We start from the raw sequence: 23624 nt of genomic DNA, 5'->3' as shown, positions 1-23624 counted from the left end.
GGGATCTCGGCGGAACGGGTCACGGAGCCCCGAAGCCGAAGTCCGCGAGCACCTTCTGGCCGGCGTCCGAGAGTACGAAGTCGACGAAGGCCTGCGCGGCCGGCGCGTTCTGCGCATCCGCGAGCGTCGTCAGCGGATACACGTTGGTGGCCTTCTCCGCCCCTTCGATCTCGACCCCCTCGACTTCGTCTCCTGCAGCCGTGACATCGGTGCGGTAGACGAGCCCGGCATCCGCCTCGCCCGACTTCACCTTCGTGAGCACCGCCGTGACGTTCTGCTCTTCGCTGGCGGGTGTCAGGGCCAGACCGGCCGCGTCGAGCAGGGTGTGCGAGGCGTTCCCGCAGGGCACCTCCGGGGCGCACAGCACCGTGAGCAGCGAGGTGTCGGTGAGGTCTTCCAGGCCGTCGATCTCGTGCGGATTGCCGGGCGCGACGGCGATCTGCATGATGTTCGTCGCGAACGCGGATGCGTCGTCGGCGAGACCTTCGTCGGTCACCTTCGCCATGTTGGGTTCATCCGCCGAGGCGAACACATCGGCGGCGGCGCCTTCGATCAGCTGCGTCGCCAGCACCGACGAGCCGTCGTAGCTGATCGGCAGCACGTCGACATCGGGCTGCTGCTTCTCGAACTCCGCGGACAGTTCGTCGAAAGCGCCAGAGAGCGAGGCCGCAGCGAAAATCGTGAGTTCGCCGGTGAGTTCGTCGGCGCTTGATGCATCCGAACCGGCAGAGGGCCCGGCATCCGCGGTGCTGCCTGCGCAACCTGCGAGTCCGAGGGCGCCGATGATCGTGGTGATGGCGGCTGCACGTCGGAGGAGGGGAGTGATCACTGTCGGGTGTCTCTTTCTGCTTCGAGGATGACCATGGTCGCCTTGATGATGGCCACGGCCTTGGATCCGACGTCGAGGTTCATCTCGCGGGCGGCCTCTGACGACATCAGCGACACGACGCGATTGGGGCCGCACTGCAACTCGACCTGGGCCATGAGCCCGTCGATCTCGATCTTCGTCACGAGGCCGGTGAAGCGGTTGCGGGCGCTGCGGCGCACGTCGCCGACGTCGGCGATTTCAGCGGCGATGGTCTTGGCATGGGCGGCGAGCTCGGCGCCGTCGACGACCTGGCGCCCCGAGTCGTCACGGGAGACCGAGAGGATGCCGTCGGCGCACCACCTGCGCACGGTGTCGTCGCTCACGCCGAGAAGGCCGGCCGCCTCGCTAATCCGAAATTGCGTCATGAAATGAAGGATAGTCCCGCATCAGCGGATCCACAATCGCGAATCTCGCAATACGGAAAACCAATTCCAAAAAACATGGACGTCCGGCCGTTTCGCTGTTACTGTCGTAGAGCCCCGGAACCCGTGATCAACGGGCAGGGAAGAAACCAGAAGCCAGCGGATCGACGAGGATCACGCGCACACCCGGCCAGACCTCGTTGCATCAGCGTCCGACGCAAGGAATCTCTCCAACATGGACACGATCGGTATCACCCCGTCCACGGCACCGTCAGCTGCAGACACTGTCCCCACCCCCGCCGAGTACCTGGCCCGCGCGGTGGATCTCGCGACCGAGAACGTGCGCAATGCAGGCGGCCCGTTCGGCGCCATCATCGTCTCCGCCGACGGACAGGTCTTCGAAGGCGTCAACCGCGTCACCGCCAACCTCGACCCTTCGGCGCACGCCGAGGTCACGGCGATCCGCAACGCCTGCCAGGCGCTGGGCACGTTCGACCTGACCGGCGCAGTGCTCTACACCAGCTGCGAGCCGTGCCCGATGTGTCTCGCCACGTCACTGTGGGCGCGGGTCGAGAAGGTGTACTTCGCCGCCGACCGCAACGACGCAGCCGACGCCGGTTTCGACGACGCCGTCTTCTACCGGTACTTCGAGGGCACGAGCGAAGACAGGGCGATCATGCCGGTCGCCCAGGAGCCCCTTCCGCCGCAGCAGCGGGTCGCCGCGTTCACCGAGTGGAACCAGACGACCACTCGTGTCGACTACTGAGCGGAGCCGAAGATGACTTCAACCACATCGGTTCGCGGCGAGTCCGAGGACGAGTCAACGCAGACCATCGTCCACCCGCCGCTGCCCACCGGCGCGACGACCACCGTCGACGCCGAACCCAGGAACGGACTCGACCGGTTCTTCGAGATCAGCCGCCGCGGTTCGACGTTCGGGCGAGAGATCCGCGGAGGCATCGTCACGTTCGTGACGATGGCCTACATCGTCATCCTCAACCCGCTCATCCTCGGCGGCACGGCAGACGTCGCCGGCAACGCGCTCCAGACCGCCCAGATCGGCGCGGCCACCGGCCTCACCGCCGGCGTCATGACGATCCTCTTCGGCCTCGTCGCACGATTGCCGTTCGCGCTCGCCGCAGGGCTCGGCATCAACTCGTTCCTCGCCGTGTCGGTCGTGGGCCAGGTGACGTGGCCCGAGGCCATGGGCCTCGTCGTGATCAACGGCCTGCTCATCGTGCTGTTCGGAGCCACCGGCATCCGCACCGCGATCTTCAACGCCGTGCCCGCGCCGCTCAAGGCGGCGATCACGGTCGGCATCGGCCTCTTCATCGCGTTCATCGGCTTCGTCGACGCGGGATTCGTCACCCGCACGCCAGGCGGCCCGCCGGTGCAGCTGGGCGACGGCGGCTCGATCACGTCCGTCCCGACGCTCATCTTCCTGCTGGCACTGATCGTGATCGGCGTGCTCGTCGCACGGAAGGTGCCGGGCGGCATCCTGATCGGAATCATCGGCGCCACCATCGTCGCGATCGTCGTGCAACTGTTCCTCAAGCTCGGACCGAGCGTCGAGGATCCGGGCGGATGGCACATGACCATTCCCGAGCTGCCCAGCTCGCTGGTCACGATCCCCGACTTCGGCCTGATCGGCCAGTTCGACCTGTTCGGCTCGTTCGGCCGCATCGGCGCCCTCGCCGCGACGATGCTCGTCTTCACTCTCGTGTTCTCGAACTTCTTCGACGCGATGGGCACGATGACCGGCCTCGCCAAGAACGCCGGCCTCGCGTACAAGGACGGTACATTCCCGCGCCTGCGCTCCGCCTTCGTGGTCGAGGGCCTCGGAGCGGTTGCCGGCGGTGCGACGTCGACATCGTCGAACACCGTGTTCGTCGACAGCGCCTCCGGCATCGGGGAAGGAGCCCGGACGGGCCTGGCCTCGGTCGTGGTCGGTGCGCTGTTCCTGCTGTCGATGTTCTTCACACCGCTCACGCTGACGGTGCCGATCGAGGTCGGCTCCGCAGCCCTGGTCGTCGTCGGCGCGATGATGATGTCGCAGATCAAGGAGATCAAGTTCACCAAGTTCGCGGTCGTGCTCCCGGCATTCCTCACCATCGTCACGATGCCGCTGACCTACTCGATCGCGAACGGCATCGGCGTCGGCTTCATCTCCTGGACGCTGGTGAACGCGCTGTCGGGCCGGGCCCGCAAGGTGCACTGGCTGATGTGGGTGGTCGCGGTCGGCTTCACGCTCTACTTCGTCCGAGGCCCGATCGAGCAGCTGCTCGCGGGCTGACGCTCAGCGGCTCTGCGCCCGGTTCCGCTCGCGCGGCGCCGGGCGCAGTCGCGTTCCCCGCTTCCCGAACCTTCGGCATCCGAGACGAGCGGGCCCCCCCATCCGGATCGGTCGTGGCATCCAGGCGCATGGCAGAAGGATTTCACGGCCCGGAGCGCAGGGGAACCCGGGAAACTCTTCTGGCACTGCGCGCGAAGACCGGCCGGGGGAGACGCGGATGGCGCGTGGCGCCCGCGGTCGAAGACGGCGCCGCCGGCCCGGACGTACCGGATGAAAGGATGGACGGATGCGATCACGCAGGATCCCCGCATCGAAGAGCGCACCCGACCAAGGAGCCGCCGCGTCGGTGTGGCGCGCGCCCGGCATGCCCGCCCTGCTCGGCATGGTCGTCGCTGGGTTCTCCGGATACGCGCTGCTGATGCCGATCGCCCCGCTGTGGGCGGTGCGCGGAGGAGCGGACGAGGCCGGAGCAGGGCTCGTGACCGGTGTCTTCATGCTCTTCACCGTCCTCTCGCAGCTGTTCGTCCCCGCCGCGCTGCGCCGATTCGGTTGGACACGAGTGCTCGTCGTTGGCATGCTGCTGCTCGGACTGCCCGCGGCAGCGCATCTGCTCTCCGACGCGTTGACGCCGATCCTGCTCCTCGCCGCCGTGCGCGGTGCGGGGTTCGCCGTCCTGACGGTGTGCGGCAGCGGCGCCGTCGCCGAGCTCGTCGAGCCCGCGCGGCGCGGCAGAGCGATCGGCGCGTTCGGGCTCGGGATCGCAGGTCCCCAGGTTCTCCTGCTTCCGGCGGCTCCGTGGATCGCCGAGCAGCTGGGCTTCGGGCTCGTGTTTCTGCTCGCGACCGCACCCGTCCTGGGCATCTTCGCGGCGGCGCGGCTGGGGCGAAGCATCGACAAACTGCCGCCGCATCCCGATCCGGCCGATGAGGCGCACCGCGGCGTGCGCCGCTACCTCGGACTCCTGCCGCCGATGTTCCTGCTGCTCGGGGTCACCCTCGCCGGCGGCGCGCTCATCACGTTCGTGCCGCAGTTCGGCGTCTCGGCGATGATCACGACCATCGGGCTGCTTCTGCTGACGGGACTGGCAGCGCTCACCCGGTGGGGTATCGGGCACCTCTCCGATCGCGTCGGCGCACAGCGGCTGATGTGGCCGTTCGTGCTCGTGACCATCGCGGGGCTGATCGCTACCGCGTGGGCGGCCGCCGATACCGGGAGAGAAGGGATGCTGTTGACGGGCATGGCCCTGATCGGCATCGCGTACGGCGCCCTGCAGAACCTCACCCTCGGAGCAGCCTTCGCCGCGGTGCCACGGCGGGACCAGGTGGTCGCCAGCGCGGTGTGGAACATCGGCTTCGACGCCGGAACCGGGCTCGGCGCAGTGGTCGTCGGGCTGCTCGCATCGGCGTTCTCGTTCCCGCCCGCGCTGCTCGCCGCCGCGACGCTCGCGCTGCTCACTCTTCCGCTGGCATTCGTGCGGGGGCACCAGGTGCGCACTGCGGGTACCGACTGACCTTCGTGCCGCGTACCGCAGCCGAACCCGCAGCCGCGCCTTCAGCCGCGGCCGATGAACGGCATTCCGGCCGCTGTGACCGTCAGCTGCGGCACGCTGACCTCGAGCGGCATCCGTGCGAGCTGAACGACGAGGTCGGCGACGTGCCCGGCATCCATCGTCGGCTCCGGTCGACGTGAGCCATCCGCCTGCAGCGCACCGTCGGAGACCAGCCGGTCGATCAACTCGGTGCGCGCATTGCCGATGTCGAGCTGGGTCGCGGTGATCCGATGCGCACGTCCGTCGAGCTCGATGGACTTCGTGAGCCCGGCAATGGCGTGCTTGGTCGTCGTGTACGCGACCGAACGAGGGCGCGGCGTCTGCGCAGAGATTGAGCCGTTGTTGATGATGCGACCGCCGACCGGCGACTGCGCCTTCATCTGTCGGAAGGCCGCACCTGCGCAGAGCATCGCGCCGGTGAGGTTGACGGCGAGCGTGGACTCCCACTCGGCGGAGATGAGGTCTCCGATGTCGGCGTTCGGACCGAACACGCCGGCGTTGTTCACCAGGATGTCGAGCCGCCCGAAGCGTTCCACGTGGCGAGCGAGCAGGCGCTCCACCTGAGAGGGATCGGTGATGTCGGTCTCGACGACGAGTGCATGAGGATCGCCCGCAGCAGTCTCAAGCAACGGCCCGCTGCGCCGGCCGGCCAGCGTCACCCCGAATCCGCCGGCGAGCAAAGCGCGCGCGATCGCGCGCCCGATGCCGCTGCCGGCACCGGTGACGATCGCAGAAGCGTGTGGAGCGTCGGTCACAGGTCGTCACCCGCGACGGCGACCGGCGCGGCCTCGTCGATGAGCTGGAGGATGCGGGCGGCGACGCTGACCGCGATGACCGCCGGCTGCTTCCCCGAGACCTCGGGCACGCCGATCGGGGTGGTGACGCGGGCGAGATCCGCGTCGCTGTGCCCGAGTTCGGTGAGCTTCTTTCGGAAGCGCGCCCACTTCGACGATGAGCCGATCAGGCCGATCGAGCGGATGCCGTCGGTACGAAGCGACTGGTCGACGACGGCGAGGTCCTCGACATGGTCGTGCGTCATCACCAGCACGTGGGCGTCGGCGGGCAGCGTCATGAGTGCCGCCTCCGGAACAGGGGAGTGCGTGATGTGGACCCTGGCGACAGCATCCGCGAAGACGCCGTCTCGACCCGGCTCACCCACACGCTCGGGCGCGAGCATCTCGGGGCGGGAATCGATCAGGTGCAGATCGATCTCGTGCCGCGAGAGGATGCGCGCGAGCTCAAGCCCGACGTGCCCCACCCCGAAGATCGCGACCACGGGGACGACCCGCATCGGCTCGAGCATCATCGTGACCTCTCCTCCACAGCACTGCACGCCGTACTCCGTCGTCGCCTTGTCGCTGAGCGTGAGCGTGAGCAGCTCTGGCTCGCCCGAACCGGCCGCGAGCATCGCCCGTGCCCGATCGATCGCGGTCGCCTCGAGATTGCCACCCCCGATCGTGCCGAACACGGCATCGGGCGAGACCACCATCTTCGCGCCGCCGTTGCGGGGCGCGTGGCCCCGCACGAGCGCCATGGTCACGACGACGGCGGGAACGCGCCGTGTGCGCAGATCCTGCAGGGCGTCGAGCCAGTCCATCCCGCGTCCGATCAGCGAACGGCGGCGAGCTGGTGGGCTCCCGCGCGGTCGGGCGCAGTCTCTGCCGCGGCCCGCTGCACGGCGCGGACCGCCCAGAACACCGCCTCCGGCGTCGCAGGCGAACCGAGTTCGACCATGTGGCCCTCCGGCCCGAACGCGCCGACGGCCTCGCGGATCGCCTCACGCGCGCTGAATGCGAGCATGAACGGCGGCTCTCCGACGGCCTTCGACCCGTAGACAGCGCCGTCCTCACGCGCATCCTCGAACAGGCGCACGTTGAACTCCGAGGGCATCTCCGAGAAGCTGGGCAGCTTGTACGTCGATGCCGACTGCGTCTGCAGGCGACCGCGGTGCGGACCGTCGCTGGTGTCCCAGCGCAGCTCTTCGAGCGTCAGCCAGCCGACGCCCTGCACGTACGCGCCCTCGACCTGTCCGATGTCGAGCATCGGCGAGAGCGAGTCGCCGACGTCGTGCACGATGTCGACGCGGCGCACAGTGTAGGAACCGGTGAACTCGTCGACCTCGACCTCGGTCGCGGCGCTGCCGTAGGCGAAGTACTTGAACGGCGAGCCCTGCATGATCTCGGGATTCCAGTGCAGTCCCTCCGTGCGGTAGTACCCGGCCGCGAAGAGCTGCACGCGCTGCAGGTAGGCGGCCTCTGCGACCTCGGCGAAGGTCAGGGTCTGCGACGTGTTGCCGAGACCCGTGATCAGACCACCCGAGAAGCGCACATCGCGCTCGTCGACATTCAGCAGGCGCCCTGCGACCGCAGCCATCCGCTCCCTGATCTGCTCGCACGCGTTCTTGACCGCACCGCCGTTGAGGTCGGCGCCCGAGGATGCCGCAGTGGCCGAGGTGTTGGGCACCTTGTCGGTGCGGGTTGGAGCGAGGCGCACCTGATGCATCTCGAGGCCCAGTGCGGTCGCGGCGACCTGCAGCATCTTGGTGTGCAGGCCCTGGCCCATCTCGGTGCCGCCGTGGTTGATCAGCACCGAGCCGTCCTTGTAGACGTGCACGAGCGCGCCGGCCTGGTTGAAGGCGGCGAAGTTGAACGAGATGCCGAACTTGATCGGCGTCATCGTGAGTGCGCGCTTGGAGTGCGGGCTGCCGGCGTTGAACCGAGCGATCTCCGCCCGACGCTCGTCGATGTCTGCCTCGTCGTGCAGCTGATTCCAGATGGTGCCGAGGCGATCAGCATCCTTCACGAGCTGGCCGTACGGCGTGCTCTGACCAGGCTGGTAGAAGTTCTTCTCGCGCAGCGCGAGCGCGTCGATGCCGAGCGCGGGAGCGACCCTGCCCAGGATGTCCTCGATGAGGAACACGCCCTGCGGGCCGCCGAATCCGCGGAACGCCGTGTTCGACGCCTTGTTGGTCTTCACGATCCGCCCGAGCGCGTGCACGTTGGGAATCCAATACGCGTTGTCGAGGTGGCAGAGCGCGCGGCCGAGCACCGGCTCGGACAGGTCGAGGCTCCATCCACCGTCGCAGGTGAGCACGGCATCCAGGCCCTGCAGCAGACCATCGGCGTCGAAGCCGACCTTCCACGAGATGTGGAAGGGGTGCCGTTTGCCGGTCATCGTGATGTCCTGCGTGCGGTTCAGGCGCAGCCGCACCGGCCGACCGGTGAGCTTCGCGCCGAGTGCGGCGATCGCCGCGAAACCGTGCGACTGCATCTCCTTGCCGCCGAACCCGCCGCCCATGCGCAGCGACTGCACGGTGACCTGGTTCGAGGAGAGGTCGAGCACGTGCGCGACGATCTCCTGCGTCTCGGACGGATGCTGCGTCGAGCACTCCACGAAGTACTGACCCTCGGAGTCGATCTTCGCGAACGACGCCTGCGTCTCGAGATAGAAGTGCTCCTGGCCGCCGAACTCGCTCACACCCTCGAAGACGTGCGCCGCGGATGCCAGAGCGGATGCCGCATCCCCACGTTCGACCGTGCGCGCGATGCCCTGGAAGGAGTCGGCGTCGACGGCATCCTGAATCGTGATCAGTGACGGAAGTGGCTCGTATTCGACCTTGACGGCCGCGGCGCCGAGGCGCGCTGCCTCCTGCGTCTCGCCGAGCACCCAGACGAGGGCGTGGCCGTAGAACATCGCCTCGTCGGGGAACAGCGGTTCGTCGTGCTTGATGCCCGCGTCGTTGACGCCGGGCACGTCGTCGGCGGTGAGCACGCGGACGACGCCCGGCACCTCGTAGGCGCCCGAGACGTCGATCGTGACCTTGGCGTGGGCGTTGGTGGACTGCACCGGCCAGGCGGTGAGCACGCCGGCGGTGTGGGCGGCGAGGTCGTCGGTGTACATCGCGGCGCCCGTCACATGCAGGGCGGCGCTCTCGTGCGGGGCGCGGATTCCGACGACGGGGTTGGCTGGACGGTCGGCGAGAGCACTCATGCCGACACCTCCTTGTTGTCGAGGACGGTCGTGCTGTAAAGCTTGAGCAGCGCGGTGTTGAGCATGAGCGCGCGGTATTCCGAACTCGCGCGGTGGTCGGACATCGGGGTGCCCTCACCGCCGAGGATCTCGGATGCTGCGCGGACGGTGCCGACATTCCATGGCTGCCCGACCAGGGCGTCTTCCGTCGCGCGAGCGCGCAACGGGGTGGCTGCGACACCGCCGAGTCCGATCTTCGCCGCCGTGACGACGCCGTCCTCGATGTCGAGGGCGAACGCGACCGCGACGCTGGAGATGTCATCGAAGCGGCGCTTGGCGATCTTCTGGAACGAGGTCACCTTCGCGAGCGGTCGAGGGATGCGCACGGCGCGGATCAGCTCGTCTGCGCGTCTGACGGACTGGCGGTAGCCCGTGAAGTACTCGGCGAGGTCGACTTCGCGCTCGCCGTCAGCGGACGTCAGCACCACGTGGGCGCCGAGAGCCAGCAGTGCCGGGGGAGTGTCGCCGATCGGCGATCCGGTGCCGAGGTTGCCGCCGATGGTTCCGCGGTTGCGGATCAGTCGGGAGGCGAACTGCGGGAACAGCTGTGCGAGCAGCGGAACTGTGCCGCCGAGGCGCGACTCGATCTCGGACAGCGGCAGTGCGGCGCCGATCTCGATCTCGTCGTCGGTGACGACGAGCCTGCGCAGCTCTTCATGGTGTTCGATCGCGACGACGAGGGGCGCCCGGGAGCCGCGGATGTTGACCTCGACGCCCCAATCCGTGGAGCCTGCGACGAGCAGAGCATCCGGTTCGTCCCGCAGCAGGCGCAGGGTCTCGTCGAAGGACGCCGGGCGGATGAAGCGGGAGCCATCGACGGTGGCCGCCGTGGCGACCGGGAGGGGCGCCGGGTCGGCGAGGCGCTGCAGCAGGGGATCATCGCTCTCGGGCGAACCGAGTGCGTAGGCGGCGTCGCGGATCGGGCGGTAACCGGTGCACCGGCAGAGATTGCCGCTGAGCGCGTGCAGGTCGAATCCGTTCGGTCCGTGCTCGCCGTCGTGGACAGGGCATTCCTCGTCGGCGCTCTCGACCACTGCTTCGCGACCGTCGCGGTAGTACTCGCCCGCCATGCTGCAGACGAACCCGGGAGTGCAGTAGCCGCACTGCGAGCCGCCGGCTTCGGCGAGCTTGTCCTGCACTGGGTGCAGTGCGTCAGGGCTGCCCAATCCTTCAGAGGTGATGACCTCCTGGCCGTTGAGTGCGTAGACGGGCACGAGGCAGGAGTTCACCGAGGTCCACGCGGTGCCGCCTTCGGGGGTCGGCGTGGCCAGAAGCACCGCGCAGGCGCCGCATTCCCCCTCGGCGCAGCCTTCTTTGGCGCCCGAGAGTCCGGCACCGCGGAGCCAGTCGAGGGCGGTGGTGTGTGCAGGAGCGCCCGTGAGCGGGCGGCTCTTTCCGTTTACGTTGACGGCGATGTCATTCATAGGTGGATCTCCTCAGATCCGGCAGTGCTAAGGGCGCAGATTCGGATCCAGTGATGCGAGTCTAGGCGCCTGACGCTGCCGGGTGGGGGTCAAACAGATTGTCCTGTTTCCAGCATTCGGAAACACTATTCTGTTCCATGGAAAGGATAGGCCGAACGTCGGGCTCGGTCAAGTGCGTCGCGCGTGAGGTCGCGCGTGACGCGTTCCCAGGCCTGCGCAAGCTCCTCCCCGCGCGCTCGCCCGGATGGGAGGAGATCTCGCTGATCGGAGGAGTATCCCGAACGAAGTCTCCTCCGTCGGGGGAGAAATCCTCCCGACAGCGTGTGCAGGATCTGTTCAGTGGCCCACAAGGGGGCTGTGCTCAGGTCGCGCTGGAGAGCGCGGAGATCTCGGCGACGACCTCGCGCAGCACGGGAATGGCCCGCTCGGCGAAGCCCTCGTCGACGCGGGCGACAGGGCCGGAGACCGAGACCGCCGTGAGCGTGGGCATGTCGGGCACCGCCATGGCGTAGCAGCGCACACCGATCTCCTGCTCGCCGTCGTCGATCGCGTAGCCGCGCTCGCGCGTCACAGCGAGGTCGGCCAGCAGCGCGTCGATGGTGGCGAGCGAATGCTCGGTGTCACGCGGCATCCCTGTGCGGGAGACGATGTCGCGGACGGCGTCATCGCTCATCTGCGCGAGGATCGCCTTGCCGACACCGGTGGAGTGCAGGTACGAGCGCCGGCCCACCTCGGTGAACATGCGCATCGCGTGCGGAGACGGCGCCTGCGACACGTAGATCACGCGGTCACCGTCGATCGTGGCGAGGTTCGACGTCTCGCCGAGTCGCTCGACGAGGTCCTTGAGCTGCGGCATGGCGATCCGGCCGAACTTGCGGTTCGCGGCCTCGCCGAGTCGCACCAGTCGAGGGCCGAGGGCGTAGCGCCTGTTCGCGAGCTGGCGGGCGTAGCCGAGAGAGACGAGCGTCCGTAGCAGCCGGTGGATCGTGGGCAGCGGCAGTTCGGCTGACGCGGACAGTTCACTGAGGGTGACGTCCCCGCCGGCGTCGGCGATGAGTTCGAGCAGGTCGAAGACCCGGGTGACGGACTTCACGCCGTCGGATGCTGCAGCGGGCATTGAGAAACCTCTCGACTTCGACACTTATCCACATGGTGGAAAGGACTTCCCGATCAGGCTATCCCATCAGCGAATCGGGCGTGCTCTTGAAACTTCCGTATTGTGGAGGTTATTATCCACATGACAGAAGGGGTCGCATGACCATCCAGATCACACGTCAGCCCCGCATCGACGCGGCGGACGACATCCTCACCGCAGACGCACTCCGTTTCGTGGAAGACCTGCACCGTGAATTCGACACCAGACGGCGCGAACTGCTCCTCGCACGCCAGCTGCGCCGCGAGCAGGTCGCCCGCACGGGGCGCCTCGATTTCCTGGCAGAGACCGCCCATATCCGCGAGGCGGACTGGCAGGTCGCGGCAGCGCCGGCCGCGCTGGAAGACCGTCGAGTCGAGATCACCGGCCCCGCCGCTCCCGCGAAGATGGCGATCAACGCGCTGAACTCAGAGGCACGCGTCTGGCTCGCCGACCTCGAAGACGCCTCGAGCCCCACCTGGGAGAACGTCATCGAAGGCGTGCGGAACCTCCGCGATGCCGCCCGCGGCACGCTTGCCTACACGTCGCCCGCAGGAAAGCCGTATGCCCTGCGCACGGATGTGCACCGTCCCACCGTGGTCGCGCGGCCCAGGGGCTGGCATCTCTCCGAGAGTCACGTGCTGATCGACGGCGAACGCGCCAGTGCGTCGCTCGTCGACTTCGGGCTGCACTTCTTCCACACCGCCCGCCAGCTCATCGCCAACGGACACGGTCCGTATTATTACCTGCCGAAACTCGAGAGCCACCGTGAAGCGCGACTGTGGAACGATGTGTTCGTGCATGCTCAGGATGCTCTCGGCATCCCTCAGGGGACGATCCGCGCCACGGTGCTGATCGAGACCATCCCTGCGGCCTTCGAGATGGACGAGATCCTCTACGAACTCCGCGACCACGCCTCGGGTCTCAACGCCGGACGTTGGGACTACCTGTTCAGCCTGATCAAGGTCTTCCGCGACCAGGGTGAGGCATTCAGCCTCCCAGACCGCGCCGACGTCGCGATGACCGCACCGTTCATGCGCGCCTACACCGAGCTGCTCGTCAAGACCTGTCACCGGCGCGGCGCCGTCGCAATGGGCGGCATGGCCGCTTTCGTGCCGAACCGCAAAGATGTGGAGGCGACCGAGGCTGCCTTCGCCAAGGTCCACGCCGACAAGACGCGTGAGGCCGGCGACGGCTTCGACGGATCGTGGGTCGCACATCCCGACCTCGTCCCGATCTGCCGCGAGGTCTTCGACGCCGTGCTCGGCGAGCGTCCCAATCAGCTCGATCGCCAGCGCCCCGAGGTGTCCGTCACTGCCGATGAGCTGCTCGACGTGACGTCGGCATCCGGAAGCGCGACGGAGGCCGGCCTGCGCACCAATCTCGCCGTCGCCATCACGTACACCGCGGTGTGGCTCTCCGGCAACGGTGCGGTCGCGATCAACAACCTCATGGAGGATGCTGCGACCGCCGAGATCTCGCGCTCGCAGATCTGGCAGCAGCTGCGTAACGGCACCCCACTCGCCGATACCGGCGAGCAAGTGACCCCTGACCTCGTGCAGCGTCTGCTGGCCGAAGAGGTTTCGAAGATCGCTGGTGACGTCAGTGACGAGGAATTCGAGAACCACTACCAGCCCGCGGCCCGCCTGATCTCGCAGATCTGCCTCGACGACGAGTACGTCGACTTCCTGACCCTGCCGGCATACGAGTTGCTCACGGATGCCGCCGCAACGGTGCCCGCATGAGCAACGGACTCAGCGACGCCGACATGGCGAAGATCGATCAGCACCTCGCCGCGACGGACGACCTCCTCGACACGGTCTATCCGGGTGACAGCGGTGCGCGTCAGCCTGTTCACACCGTCTACGTTCCCGCGGATCGGTTCACGCCGGATCTCGCCTCGCAGTGGGGTGCGCAGGCGCTCGCCGCGGTCGAGGCGGCCGGTGGGATGGAGAACCTCGCCGCTCAGGTCGGCATCGAGCCCGGTCTCATCGGCGATGTGGCCGGTAGGGTGGCGCGCAAGCTCGCCACGGAGCCGATCGAAGACCTGCGACTCGATTTCGAGGACGGCTACGGCGATCGCGGCGACGCGGAAGACACGGATGTCGCGATGGCCGCGTCGAAGGTGTCGGATGCCGTGGCATCCGGGTCGGCTCCGCCCTTCATCGGCATCCGCTTCAAATGCTTCGAGAAGCCGACGCGTGCCCGCGGCCTTCGCACTCTCGATCGGTTCATCGGCGGTCTGCTCGAGGCCGGCGGTCTGCCCGACGGTCTGGTGCTCACCCTGCCGAAGGTGACGACGACCGCGCAGGTGGAGGCGATGGTCATCGCCGTGGCGGCTCTCGAGCGTGCACACGGACTGGATGCCGGACGTCTGCGCTTCGAAGTGCAGGTCGAGACGCCCCAGCTCGTGCTCGGGGCCGACGGGCGCTCGCCGCTGGCGCAGTTGCCCGTCGTCGCCCCGGGCCGCATCTCTGGTCTGCACTACGGCACCTACGACTACAGTGCCTCGCTCGGCATCGCCGCGGAGTATCAGTCGATGGAGCATCCGGCCGCCGATCTCGCGAAGCAGGTCATGCAGCTCGCGGTCGCAGGCACCGGCATCCGACTCTCTGACGGCTCGACCAACATCCTGCCGGTGGGCGAGCGCGCGGCCGAGGCATGGTCGCTGCACGCGCGACTCGTGCGGCGCTCGCTCGAACGCGGCTTCTATCAGGGCTGGGACCTGCATCCGCACCAGTTGGCCACGCGCTATCTCGCCACCTACGCGTTCTATCGCGACGGGTATACCGACGCTGCGTCGCGGTTGCGCACCTACCTCGCGCAAGAAGAGGGCGCTGTCATGGACGAGCCGGCCACGGCGCGGGCGCTGGCGTGGTTCGTGCTCCGCGGAGTGCAGTGCGGGGCGATCGACGCGGACGAGGTGACTGCCGACATCGGCATCCGGGTCGACGCGCTCACCGCACTCGCTCACCCTCGGCTCGCCGACCACGCTCTCGCCCGCGCCTGACGCGAGCTCACCAACCACTCGAGGAGGAGAATCATGGGCTACTACACGCCAGCCGGCGGTCTGCCGGATCAGAGCACGCTGCTCACGGATCGCGCCATCGTCAAAGAGGCGTACACGGTCATCCCCAAAGGCGTCTTCCGCGACATCGTCACGAGCAACCTGCCCGGCTTCTCGAAGACGCGCTCGTGGATCATCGCCCGTCCGATCGCAGGATTCGCCACCACGTTCTCGCAGCTCATCGTCGAGATCCAGCCGGGCGGCGGAGCTTCCCGCCCCGAGCCGGAGGCCGGCGTCGAGGGCGTCGTGTTCGTCACGGCGGGAGAGCTGACGCTGACTCTCGCCGGAGAGTCGCACGTTCTCGCCGAAGGCGGTTATGCGTTCATCGCGCCGGGGGAGGCGTGGTCGTTGTCGAACGACGGCGCGGGGACGACGTCGTTCCACTGGATCCGCAAGGCGTACGAACGCGCGGAGGGCATCGAGCCGCCGAAGTCGTTCGTCACGCGCGACCAGGACGTCACTCCGCGCGAGATGCCGGACACCGACGGGGCATGGGCGACGACGCGCTTCGTCGATCCGGATGACCTGTCGCACGACATGCACGTCAACATCGTGACGTTCCAGCCCGGCGGATCGATCCCGTTCGCCGAGACGCACGTCATGGAGCACGGCCTCTTCGTGCTCGAGGGCAAGGCCGTGTACCGGCTCAACGACGACTGGGTCGAGGTGGAGGCGGGCGACTTCATGTGGCTGCGCGCCTTCTGCCCGCAGGCCTGTTATGCGGGGGGACCCGGACCGTTCCGGTACCTGCTCTACAAGGACGTCAACCGCCAGGTCATGCTGACCCGTGGTGCGGATCCGCGACCCTGGGGCTGACGGGCCGCGCCGGACGCGTCGACACGTTGGTGGCGCCCATCGCGCCGCGACCAAAGAACAGTTTCCGGGATCATCCCGCCCGAAAACCCCGGAAACTCTTCTTGCTTCCGGCATCTGGCATCCGGCATCCGGGGACGTCGGAGTCACGGGCGACCCGGTCACCTGCGGCGGGCGGCCATCGCGCGCCGGATGCTGGCGACCAGCAGCTCCGGCTCGTCGAGGTCGGCCTGGGTGAGGCGGATCACGATCCACCCCTGACCCTCGAGATGCCGCTGCCGCTGGATGTCCTTGCGCCACTGGTCCTTGTCCGTGCGGTGGCCGTCGCCCTCGTACTCGAACGCGATCCGCTGCTCAGGGTAGGCGAGGTCGGTTCGGCCGAGGAGCCGCCCATCGGCCCACACCTCATGCTGCACGCTGGGCTCGGGCAGCCCGCTGTCGACGAGCAGCAGACGGGTCTCGGTCTCCTTCGGCGATTCCACCCTCTCGCGGGCGCGCCACAGTGCGGCGCGGATCGTTCCGCATCCGGGAAACTTCCCCCATTCTTCGAGTCGTCGGGAGATCTCATCTCGCGTGCTCAGCGGCCTTCCGGGACCGAGATCGGGATAGTTGGATGCCGTCGTCAACAGCGCATCGAGCATCACGACCGACTGCGTGACAGTGAGTTCCCCGACGCACATGAACAATGCGGCGACGGGGTCGACGACGGGATGCCCTCTGAGAGTGAACGTCGTGGCGCGGTTCTCGCGAAGACGGCGTCCACGTACTCCTCGAATCTTCGGCGGAGCTGCGGATGACGTGACGACGACCTCGAGCGGCTCTTTCGGAGTCCATTCCGAGGGGAGCGGGAGGCCCCAGTCCCGCGCCGCTGTGATGCCTCCGAACCGTTGGCCCGACTTCAGGCGAGGGGCGTAGCAGCCCAGGTACTCCTGGAACGTCTCCGGCGCCTCGATCGAGCGAACGCCGCGGAACGGGCGGTGCAGTTCGCGAGCGCGAAGCCGGTCAGAGCCGATACCGGCGGCCGCGGCGCTCGCGACGGAGAACGCATCGCCCAGGCGTCGGTGCAGTCGGACCTTCTGTCGCATCCCTGATGTTCGCGTACGAGAAGGAGCCGGCATTCTGCGATCGGCGCGACCGGTGCAGAACCCCTTCCGATCCCACTTCGTGCAGGCCAAGTCGCCCGCACCCACCAGCCCTCGCGCCCAGCCCGGCCCCGTCGCCATCCACCGCGGAGCGAAGAAGACTTTTGGGGCTCCCCCAGCCCGGAAACCCCGCAAACTCTTCTTCCCAGCGCGGGAACCCCGCCCTCATGACCGTGACGCCGACGCCGACCATTGACAGCCCACCACTCTCGTCTTAGACTTTCATCTAGCAGAAGTTCTCTTCCACAATATGGAAACCATCTCACGCGACGAAGGAGTCGAAATGACGTACACGGTGAACTGCTCGATCCTTCTCACCGAGCTCCCGCTGCTCGAGCGCCCGGCCGCGGCGAAGGCCGCCGGATTCGACGCGGTCGAGTTCTGGTGGCCGTTCTCCACCTCCGTGCCGCTCGACCACGAGGTCGACGCGTTCATCGCCGCCATCCGCGACGCCGGTGTGCAGTTGACCGGTCTGAATTTCAACGCCGGCGACATGCCGAACGGCGACCGCGGCCTCGTCTCCTGGCCGTCGCGCGGCAAGGAGTTCCGCGACAATCTGGCCGTCGTCGTCGGCATCGGCGGTGCGCTCGGCACCAAGGGCTTCAACGCGCTCTACGGCAACCGCATCCCCAGCATCGATCCGGCCGCCCAGGACGCCGTGGCGATCGAGAACCTCGCCGCCGCGGCCGAGGCCGTCGCTGCCATTGGGGGCACCGTGCTGGTCGAGCCGGTCAGCGGCGCCGAGCGCTACCCGCTGCGCACCGCGGCGCATGCGCTGGACGTGATCGCGCACGTGCGTACCTCGACGGGCGCGCGCAACCTCGCGCTGCTCGCCGACTTCTATCACCTCGCGGTCAACGGCGACGATGTGCCGCAGGTCATCGAAGAGCACGCCGCTTCGTTCGGCCATATCCAGATCGCGGATGCCCCCGGGCGCGGCGCACCAGGAACGGGCTCACTGCCCATCGATGCCTGGATCACGCGGAGCCAGGAGCTCGGCTACTCCGGCTACATCGGCCTCGAATACAAGGCGCCGATCGAGACCGCATTCGCGTGGGCGGCACAGGCCGTCGGCGAAACGCGCTGAACACGCCCCACTTCTGCGGCATCGACGCCGCACCCGTACCGAAGGAACAATCATGAGCAACATCGCAGTCATCGGCCTCGGCATCATGGGCCTTCCCATGGCCAAGAACCTCATCGCCGCCGGACACTCCGTCACCGGATACAACCTGAGCAAGGACCGGATCGACGAACTCGTCGCCGCGGGCGGCCAGGGCGCGAGCGGAATCGCTGAAGCCGTGAAGGACGCCGACGTCATCATCACGATGGTGCCGGACTCCCCGGATGTCGCAGCCGCCGTCCGCGGCGAAGAAGGCATCTTCGCGCACGCCAAGAATGGGGCGCTGTGGATCGATGCGTCCAGCATCCGCCCCGATGTCGCCAAGGAACTCGCCGACGAGGCGATCGCCGCCGGCCTCCGCGCCGTCGACGCTCCCGTCTCGGGTGGAGAGCAGGGGGCGATCGACGCCGTGCTGTCGATCATGGTCGGCGGAACCGACGACGACTTCGCCGCAGCTCTCGAGATCCTCCAGTCGGTCGGAAAGACGATCGTCCACGTCGGACCTGCGGGCGCGGGCCAGACGGTGAAGGCCGCGAACCAGCTCATAGTCGCCGTGAACATCCAGGCGCTCGCCGAGGCGATCATCTTCCTCGAGGCCTTCGGCGTCGACACGGATGCCGCGCTCAAGGTGCTCGGCGGCGGTCTCGCCGGCTCAAAGGTCTTGGACCAGAAGGGGCAGAAGATGCTCGATCGCGACTTCGCCCCCGGCTTCCGACTCGCCCTCCACAACAAGGACATGGGCATCATCACCGCCGCCGCACGACAGGCCGGCATCACCATTCCGCTCGGCGCCCACGTGGCCCAGCTCGTCGGCTCCGCCGTGCAGCAGGGCGATGCCGGCCTCGACCACTCCGGGCTGTTCAAGCTGACCGCGGCATTCGCTGGTCGCGAGTGAACCCCGAAAACCAGACCTAGGAGCACGAAATGACCCGCATGCGCGCGGCAGACGCCGCCGTGGCCATCCTGGTGAAGGAGGGCGCCATCGAGGCGTTCGGCCTGCCAGGGGCCGCCATCAACCCGTTCTACTCCGCGATGCGCGCCAACGGCGGCATCCGGCACACCCTCGCCCGCCACGTCGAGGGCGCCGCCCACATGGCTGACGGCTACACCCGCGCCGCAGACGGCAACATCGGCGTCTGCATCGGCACGTCCGGCCCCGCCGGCACCGACATGATCACCGGGCTGTACGCGGCCTGGGCCGATTCGCTGCCGATCCTGTGCATCACCGGACAGGCTCCGGTCGCCAAGCTGCACAAGGAGGACTTCCAGGCGGTCGACATCGAGACTATCGCGAAGCCGCTCACGAAGATGGCGATGACCGTCATGGAGGGGGCTCAGGTACCTGGCGCCTTCCAGAAGGCGTTCCAGCTGATGCGCGAAGGGCGACCAGGACCGGTGCTCATCGATCTGCCGATCGACGTGCAGCAGACCGAGATCGAATTCGACATCGACGCCTACGAGCCGCTGCCGATCGCGAAGCCCTGCGCGAGCAGAGTGCAGGCCGAGAAGGCGATCGACATGCTGACCGCGAGCGCGCATCCGGTCATCGTCGCCGGGGGCGGCATCATCAACGCGGGTGCGTCGGCTCAACTCGTCGAGTTCGCAGAGGTGCTCGGCATCCCGGTCATCCCGACCCTGATGGGCTGGGGCACGATCCCCGATGACCACGACCTCAACGCCGGGATGGCGGGCCTGCAGACGGCGCATCGATACGGCAACGCGACGCTGCTGGCGTCGGACTTCGTGATCGGCATCGGCAACCGGTGGGCGAATCGCCACACCGGCAGTGTCTCCACGTACACCGAGGGCCGCACGTTCGTGCACGTCGACATCGAGCCGACGCAGATCGGTCGCGTCTTCGCGCCGGACTTCGGGATCGTGTCGGATGCCGGTGCCGCCCTCGATGCGTTCCTCGAGGTCGTGCGGGAGCGCAGCATGTCGGGCACTCTGCCGGACTACTCCGCCTGGGCCGACGAGAGCCGCGAGCGCAAGGCCACGCTGCAGCGCAAGACGCACTACGACGACGTGCCGATGAAGCCGCAGCGCGTGTACGAGGAGATGAACCGCGCCTTCGGCAAGGACACCACCTACGTCACGACCATCGGGCTCTCGCAGATCGCCGGCGCGCAATTGCTGCACGTCTTCGGTCCGCGCAAGTGGATCAACGCCGCGCAGGCAGGGCCGCTCGGCTGGACAGGGCCTGCGGCCCTCGGTGTCGTCCGGGGCAAGCCGGGCGAGACGGTCGTCGCGCTGTCGGGCGACTACGACTTCCAGTTCATGATCGAGGAGCTCGCGGTCGGCGCGCAGCACAAGCTGCCCTACATCCATGTCGTCGTGAACAACAGTTACCTCGGGCTGATCCGTCAGGCCCAGCGCGGCTTCGAGATGGACTTCGAGGTGTCACTGGCGTTCGAGAACATCAACTCTCCGCACGTGGAGGGCAGCACGGCGAACGGCTATGGTGTGGACCATGTCAAGGTCGCAGAGGGACTCGGATGCCGGGCGATCCGTGTCGAGCGCCCCGAAGACCTCGCCGCGGCATTCGCCGAGGCGCAGTCACTCATCGATCAGCACCAGGTTCCCGTCGTGGTCGAAGCGATCCTCGAGCGCGTGACGAACATTCCGATGGGCACCGAACTCGACAACGTGAACGAGTTCGGCGAGCTCGCCGTGACGCCCGAGGATGCTCCGACCGCGATCCTCTCGCTCGCGAAGGTCTGAGATGCGTCTGGTCATCGCCCCCGACAAGTTCAAAGGGTCGCTGACGGCTCCCGAGGTGGCCGAAAGGGTCGCCTCGGGAGCGCGGCGCGTGGATCCAGCGATCGAGGTCGTGACCGTTCCCGTCGCCGACGGAGGCGAGGGAACTCTGGATGCTGTGCTCGCCGCCGGCTTCGAATCGCGAACCGCGCTCGTCGCCGGACCCACCGGAGGGCAGATCTCGGCGGAGTTCGCGGTGCGCGGTGACGAGGCGGTCGTCGAGATGGCCCGTGCGTCCGGCCTCGACCTGCTGGAAGGACGGAAGGACCCGCTCAGGGCGACGAGTCTCGGCACCGGTCAACTCATCCGAGCGGCGCTGGATGTCGGATGCCGGCGCATCGTGCTCGGAATCGGTGGCAGCGCATCGACCGACGGCGGGGCCGGTCTGCTGCAGGGGCTCGGCGCGCGGTTCCTCGACGCGGAGGGCGAAGAGCTGCCGCCGGGAGGTGCCGCTTTGGGGCGTCTCGCATCTGTGGATCTCAGCGCACTGGATGCGCGACTGACCGACGCCGAGATCGTCCTGGCGAGCGACGTGGACAATCCGTTGACCGGGCCGACGGGCGCCGCTGAGGTGTTCGGTCCCCAGAAGGGCGCCACTGCCGAAGACGTCGCCACGCTTGAGGCCGGTCTCTCGAGGTTGGTCGAAGTGCTGGATGCCGCTGGCGGACTCGCCGTCCCGGCCGCCGAGGCATCCGTTCGACAGGGCGCCGGCGCTGCCGGTGGCGTGGGGTTCGCGGCCATCGCGCTCGGCGCGACCCGACGCGCGGGCGTCGACGTCGTGCTCGAAGAGACCGGCCTCGCCGCGAAACTCAACGGAGCGGATGCCGTCATCACCGGCGAGGGAAGCCTCGACGAGCAGAGCCTGATGGGGAAGACCCCGGTCGGCGTCGCCAGGGCCGCCGCCGTCGCCGGGCTGCCGGTGTACGCCGTGTGCGGGCGGACGACGCTGTCTGCCGAATCGATCTCGGATGCGGGTTTCGCCGGGGTGCGTGCGCTGTCGGAGCTGGAGCCCGATGCGCAGCGCAGCATGACCGAGGCCGGGGCGCTGCTCGAAGAGCTCGCCGAGAGCCTGGTGCGCGACATCCTCGAGGCGGTCGGTCCCGCGACGCCTGAGCCCGCATCGTCCGCTCCCGCACAGCGCTACGATCTCGTCCTCCGAGGACGAGCCCTGATCGACGGCACCTTCGTGGCGGCCGAGGTCGGAGTGCAGGGTGGTCGTATCGCTCGCATCGGCGCAGTCGGCACCGGACTCGACGCCGACCGGATCGTCGAGCTCGCGGCCGACGAGGTGCTGCTGCCCGGGCTCGTCGACACTCATGTGCACGTCAACGAGCCGGGTCGCACCGAGTGGGAGGGTTTCGAGTCCGCCACGAGGGCTGCGGCGGCGGGTGGGGTCACGACGATCGTGGACATGCCGCTCAACAGCATCCCTCCCACCGTCTCTGTCGCTGCTCTCGACGAGAAGCGCGCCGTGGCCGAGGGGCGCGTCTTCGTCGACGTCGGTTTCTGGGGCGGCGTGATCCCCGGCAACATCGCCGAACTCGCCCCGCTGCACGATGAGGGCGTGTACGGCTTCAAGTGCTTCCTGCTCCCTTCCGGTGTGGATGAGTTCCCCGAGGTATCGGTGGCGGAGATGCGCGAGGCGATGGCGGTGCTTGCCGAGCTCGACTCGCTGCTGATCGTGCACGCCGAAGACGCGCACATCATCGAGGAGTCCGTGCAGCCGGGCAGCCGCGAATACGCGCCATTCCTCGCCTCGCGACCGCGCTCCGCGGAGGATGCGGCGATCGCCGAGGTGATCCAGGGCGCCGTGGACACCGGCGTCCGCGCGCACATCCTGCATCTGTCGAACGGCGATTCGTTGAGTCGTATCGCCGCGGCGCGTGCCGACGGCGTCGATCTCACGGTCGAGACGTGCCCGCACTACCTGACCCTCACCGCCGAAGACATCCTCGACGGGAGCACCGCGTTCAAGTGCTGTCCGCCGATTCGCGAGGGCGACAATCGCGAAGAACTCTGGCGCGGACTGTCGGAGGGGATCATCGACTACATCGTCTCCGATCATTCGCCATCGACGCCGGAGATGAAGTTCGCCGGCGACGGCGACTTCTCGCTGGCGTGGGGCGGCATCGCCTCGCTGCAGCTCGGGCTCCCGCTCGTGTGGACGCATGCGCGTGAGCGCGGGTTTTTGCTCGAGCAAGTCGTGTCGCTCATGGCCGAGAAGCCGGCCGCACGGGTCGGTCTGGTCGACAAGGGCCGCATCGTCGAGGGGGGAGCTGCCGACTTCGCCGTCTTCGCCCCGGAGGAGAAATTCACCGTCGACGCGAAGCGGCTCGCGCACCGGCATCCGATCACCCCCTATGACGGGCAGCAGCTCACGGGTATCGTGCGAACGACCTACCTCGCCGGAGTGCCGGTCGACAGCGACGCGCCTCGCGGCCGGCTGCTGCGTCGGGAAGACCCGGCCAGTCGGAGAACCGCCGAACCTATCGAGAATGGAGAAACCGCATGATCAACTCAACCGAAGAGCTCGAGGTCGGCCAGAAGGCTCCGGACTTCACGCTCACCGATGCATCCGGAAACCAGCGCACGCTCTCCGAGCTGCGCGGCACACCCGTGATCGTCTACTTCTACCCGGCGGCGTTCACGCCAGGCTGCACCACAGAGGCGTGCGACTTCCGCGACAATCTCGGGTCGTTCCAGGGCGCCGGATACACGGTGCTCGGGATCTCACCCGATCCGGTGTCGAGGCTCGCGGAGTTCGCGGAGGCCGAGCAGCTGAGCTTCCCGCTGCTCTCCGACGAGGATTCCGCCGTCGCCAAGGAATGGGGTGCCTGGGGGCAGAAGACGGTGAACGGCCGCACGTTCGATGGTCTGATCCGCACCACAGCGGTGGTCGATGCCGACGGCGTCATCTCGTCCGTGGAGTACAACGTCAACCCTGAAGGGCACGTCGCCCGTCTCCGGGATGCCCTGCTGAAATGACCGCTGAACTGGGGCGCAGGGCTTGCGAGCACCAGCATCCAGTCATATAATTGTCGTATGCTGAAATAACAGTTCCACGA

The 23624-nt window shown here is 67.9% G+C and carries 19 protein-coding genes; 11 read left to right on the top strand and 8 right to left on the bottom strand.

The genetic code is table 11. The features are described from left to right. Window positions 1-19: 19 nt before the first annotated feature. Together modA and IEV67_RS03905 are read right to left on the bottom strand one after the other, a co-directional pair. Window positions 20-829 (bottom strand): molybdate ABC transporter substrate-binding protein, encoded by an 810-nt coding sequence (gene modA / locus IEV67_RS03910; RefSeq protein ID WP_229702705.1) that lies wholly within the window; start codon window positions 827-829, stop codon window positions 20-22. Further along, complete coding sequence (locus IEV67_RS03905) at window positions 826-1233, bottom strand: TOBE domain-containing protein (protein ID WP_188435247.1); 408 nt, start codon at window positions 1231-1233, stop codon at window positions 826-828. The genes modA and IEV67_RS03905 overlap by 4 nt, the downstream gene beginning before the upstream one ends. A 232-nt stretch (window positions 1234-1465) precedes the next feature. Between IEV67_RS03905 and IEV67_RS03900 the strand changes: the two genes are divergently transcribed. From IEV67_RS03900 to IEV67_RS03890, 3 genes are all read left to right on the top strand, one after another. Then, window positions 1466-1996, top strand: a complete 531-nt coding sequence (locus IEV67_RS03900; RefSeq protein ID WP_188435246.1) for a nucleoside deaminase — start codon at window positions 1466-1468, stop codon at window positions 1994-1996. A gap of 12 nt (window positions 1997-2008) precedes the next feature. Beyond that, window positions 2009-3523, top strand: a complete 1515-nt coding sequence (locus IEV67_RS03895) for an NCS2 family permease (RefSeq protein WP_188435245.1) — start codon at window positions 2009-2011, stop codon at window positions 3521-3523. Window positions 3524-3809: 286 nt separating this feature from the next. Then, a complete protein-coding gene (locus IEV67_RS03890; RefSeq protein WP_229702703.1) occupies window positions 3810-5033 on the top strand; it encodes an MFS transporter in 1224 nt (407 codons plus the stop codon). Window positions 5034-5074: 41 nt separating this feature from the next. On the opposite strand, the gene IEV67_RS03885 is transcribed toward IEV67_RS03890, so the two are convergent. From IEV67_RS03885 to IEV67_RS03865, 5 genes are all read right to left on the bottom strand, one after another. Continuing rightward, on the bottom strand, window positions 5075-5827 hold the full coding sequence (locus IEV67_RS03885; protein ID WP_188435244.1) for an SDR family oxidoreductase: 753 nt from the start codon (window positions 5825-5827) through the stop codon (window positions 5075-5077). Next, the gene (gene xdhC / locus IEV67_RS03880; protein ID WP_188435243.1) at window positions 5824-6669 is read right to left on the bottom strand and encodes a xanthine dehydrogenase accessory protein XdhC; all 846 of its coding nucleotides are present in this window, start codon (window positions 6667-6669) and stop codon (window positions 5824-5826) included. Before xdhC ends, IEV67_RS03885 begins: the two co-directional genes overlap by 4 nt. An 11-nt stretch (window positions 6670-6680) precedes the next feature. After that, window positions 6681-9062 (bottom strand): xanthine dehydrogenase molybdopterin binding subunit, encoded by a 2382-nt coding sequence (gene xdhB, locus IEV67_RS03875; RefSeq protein WP_188435242.1) that lies wholly within the window; start codon window positions 9060-9062, stop codon window positions 6681-6683. Then, window positions 9059-10525: a xanthine dehydrogenase small subunit gene (locus tag IEV67_RS03870; protein WP_188435241.1), complete on the bottom strand. Its 1467-nt coding sequence runs from the start codon at window positions 10523-10525 to the stop codon at window positions 9059-9061. Before IEV67_RS03870 ends, xdhB begins: the two co-directional genes overlap by 4 nt. A gap of 361 nt (window positions 10526-10886) precedes the next feature. Beyond that, the gene (locus IEV67_RS03865; RefSeq protein ID WP_188435240.1) at window positions 10887-11642 is read right to left on the bottom strand and encodes an IclR family transcriptional regulator; all 756 of its coding nucleotides are present in this window, start codon (window positions 11640-11642) and stop codon (window positions 10887-10889) included. A 137-nt stretch (window positions 11643-11779) separates the two neighbouring features. Here IEV67_RS03865 and aceB point away from each other — a divergent pair, with 137 nt between their 5' ends. The 3 genes from aceB to IEV67_RS03850 are packed head-to-tail and all read left to right on the top strand — an operon-like array spanning window position 11780 to window position 15540. Continuing rightward, complete coding sequence (gene aceB, locus IEV67_RS03860) at window positions 11780-13402, top strand: malate synthase A (protein ID WP_188435239.1); 1623 nt, start codon at window positions 11780-11782, stop codon at window positions 13400-13402. Continuing rightward, window positions 13399-14667 carry a DUF6986 family protein gene (locus tag IEV67_RS03855; protein ID WP_188435238.1) on the top strand — a complete coding sequence of 423 codons (1269 nt, stop codon included), beginning with the start codon at window positions 13399-13401 and terminating at the stop codon, window positions 14665-14667. The genes aceB and IEV67_RS03855 overlap by 4 nt, the downstream gene beginning before the upstream one ends. 33 nt (window positions 14668-14700) lie before the next feature. Next, window positions 14701-15540 carry a bifunctional allantoicase/(S)-ureidoglycine aminohydrolase gene (locus IEV67_RS03850; RefSeq protein WP_188435237.1) on the top strand — a complete coding sequence of 280 codons (840 nt, stop codon included), beginning with the start codon at window positions 14701-14703 and terminating at the stop codon, window positions 15538-15540. Window positions 15541-15698: 158 nt separating this feature from the next. Here IEV67_RS03850 and IEV67_RS03845 read toward each other — a convergent pair whose 3' ends face one another. After that, the gene (locus tag IEV67_RS03845; protein WP_188435236.1) at window positions 15699-16622 is read right to left on the bottom strand and encodes a putative endonuclease domain-containing protein; all 924 of its coding nucleotides are present in this window, start codon (window positions 16620-16622) and stop codon (window positions 15699-15701) included. 340 nt (window positions 16623-16962) lie between these two features. On the opposite strand from IEV67_RS03845, the gene IEV67_RS03840 reads away from it, so the two are divergent. From IEV67_RS03840 to bcp, 5 genes are read left to right on the top strand one after another with little or no spacing between them, the layout of a single operon-like run. After that, complete coding sequence (locus IEV67_RS03840) at window positions 16963-17766, top strand: hydroxypyruvate isomerase family protein (RefSeq protein ID WP_188435235.1); 804 nt, start codon at window positions 16963-16965, stop codon at window positions 17764-17766. Continuing rightward, window positions 17648-18697 (top strand): 2-hydroxy-3-oxopropionate reductase, encoded by a 1050-nt coding sequence (locus tag IEV67_RS03835; RefSeq protein WP_373284424.1) that lies wholly within the window; start codon window positions 17648-17650, stop codon window positions 18695-18697. Before IEV67_RS03840 ends, IEV67_RS03835 begins: the two co-directional genes overlap by 119 nt. Window positions 18698-18726: 29 nt before the next feature. Further along, on the top strand, window positions 18727-20523 hold the full coding sequence (gene gcl / locus IEV67_RS03830) for a glyoxylate carboligase (protein WP_188435233.1): 1797 nt from the start codon (window positions 18727-18729) through the stop codon (window positions 20521-20523). Beyond that, on the top strand, window positions 20486-23071 hold the full coding sequence (allB, locus tag IEV67_RS19145; protein ID WP_373284423.1) for an allantoinase AllB: 2586 nt from the start codon (window positions 20486-20488) through the stop codon (window positions 23069-23071). Before gcl ends, allB begins: the two co-directional genes overlap by 38 nt. Beyond that, window positions 23068-23544, top strand: coding sequence for a thioredoxin-dependent thiol peroxidase (bcp, locus tag IEV67_RS03820; protein ID WP_188435232.1), 477 nt, complete (start codon window positions 23068-23070; stop codon window positions 23542-23544). Before allB ends, bcp begins: the two co-directional genes overlap by 4 nt. Window positions 23545-23624: the final 80 nt, after the last annotated feature.

It is taken from the genome of Microbacterium murale, assembly GCF_014635185.1.
Classification (GTDB): domain Bacteria; phylum Actinomycetota; class Actinomycetes; order Actinomycetales; family Microbacteriaceae; genus Microbacterium; species Microbacterium murale.
Note: the sequence above shows the minus strand (reverse complement) of the source record. Positions and strands in the feature narration are given on the sequence as shown.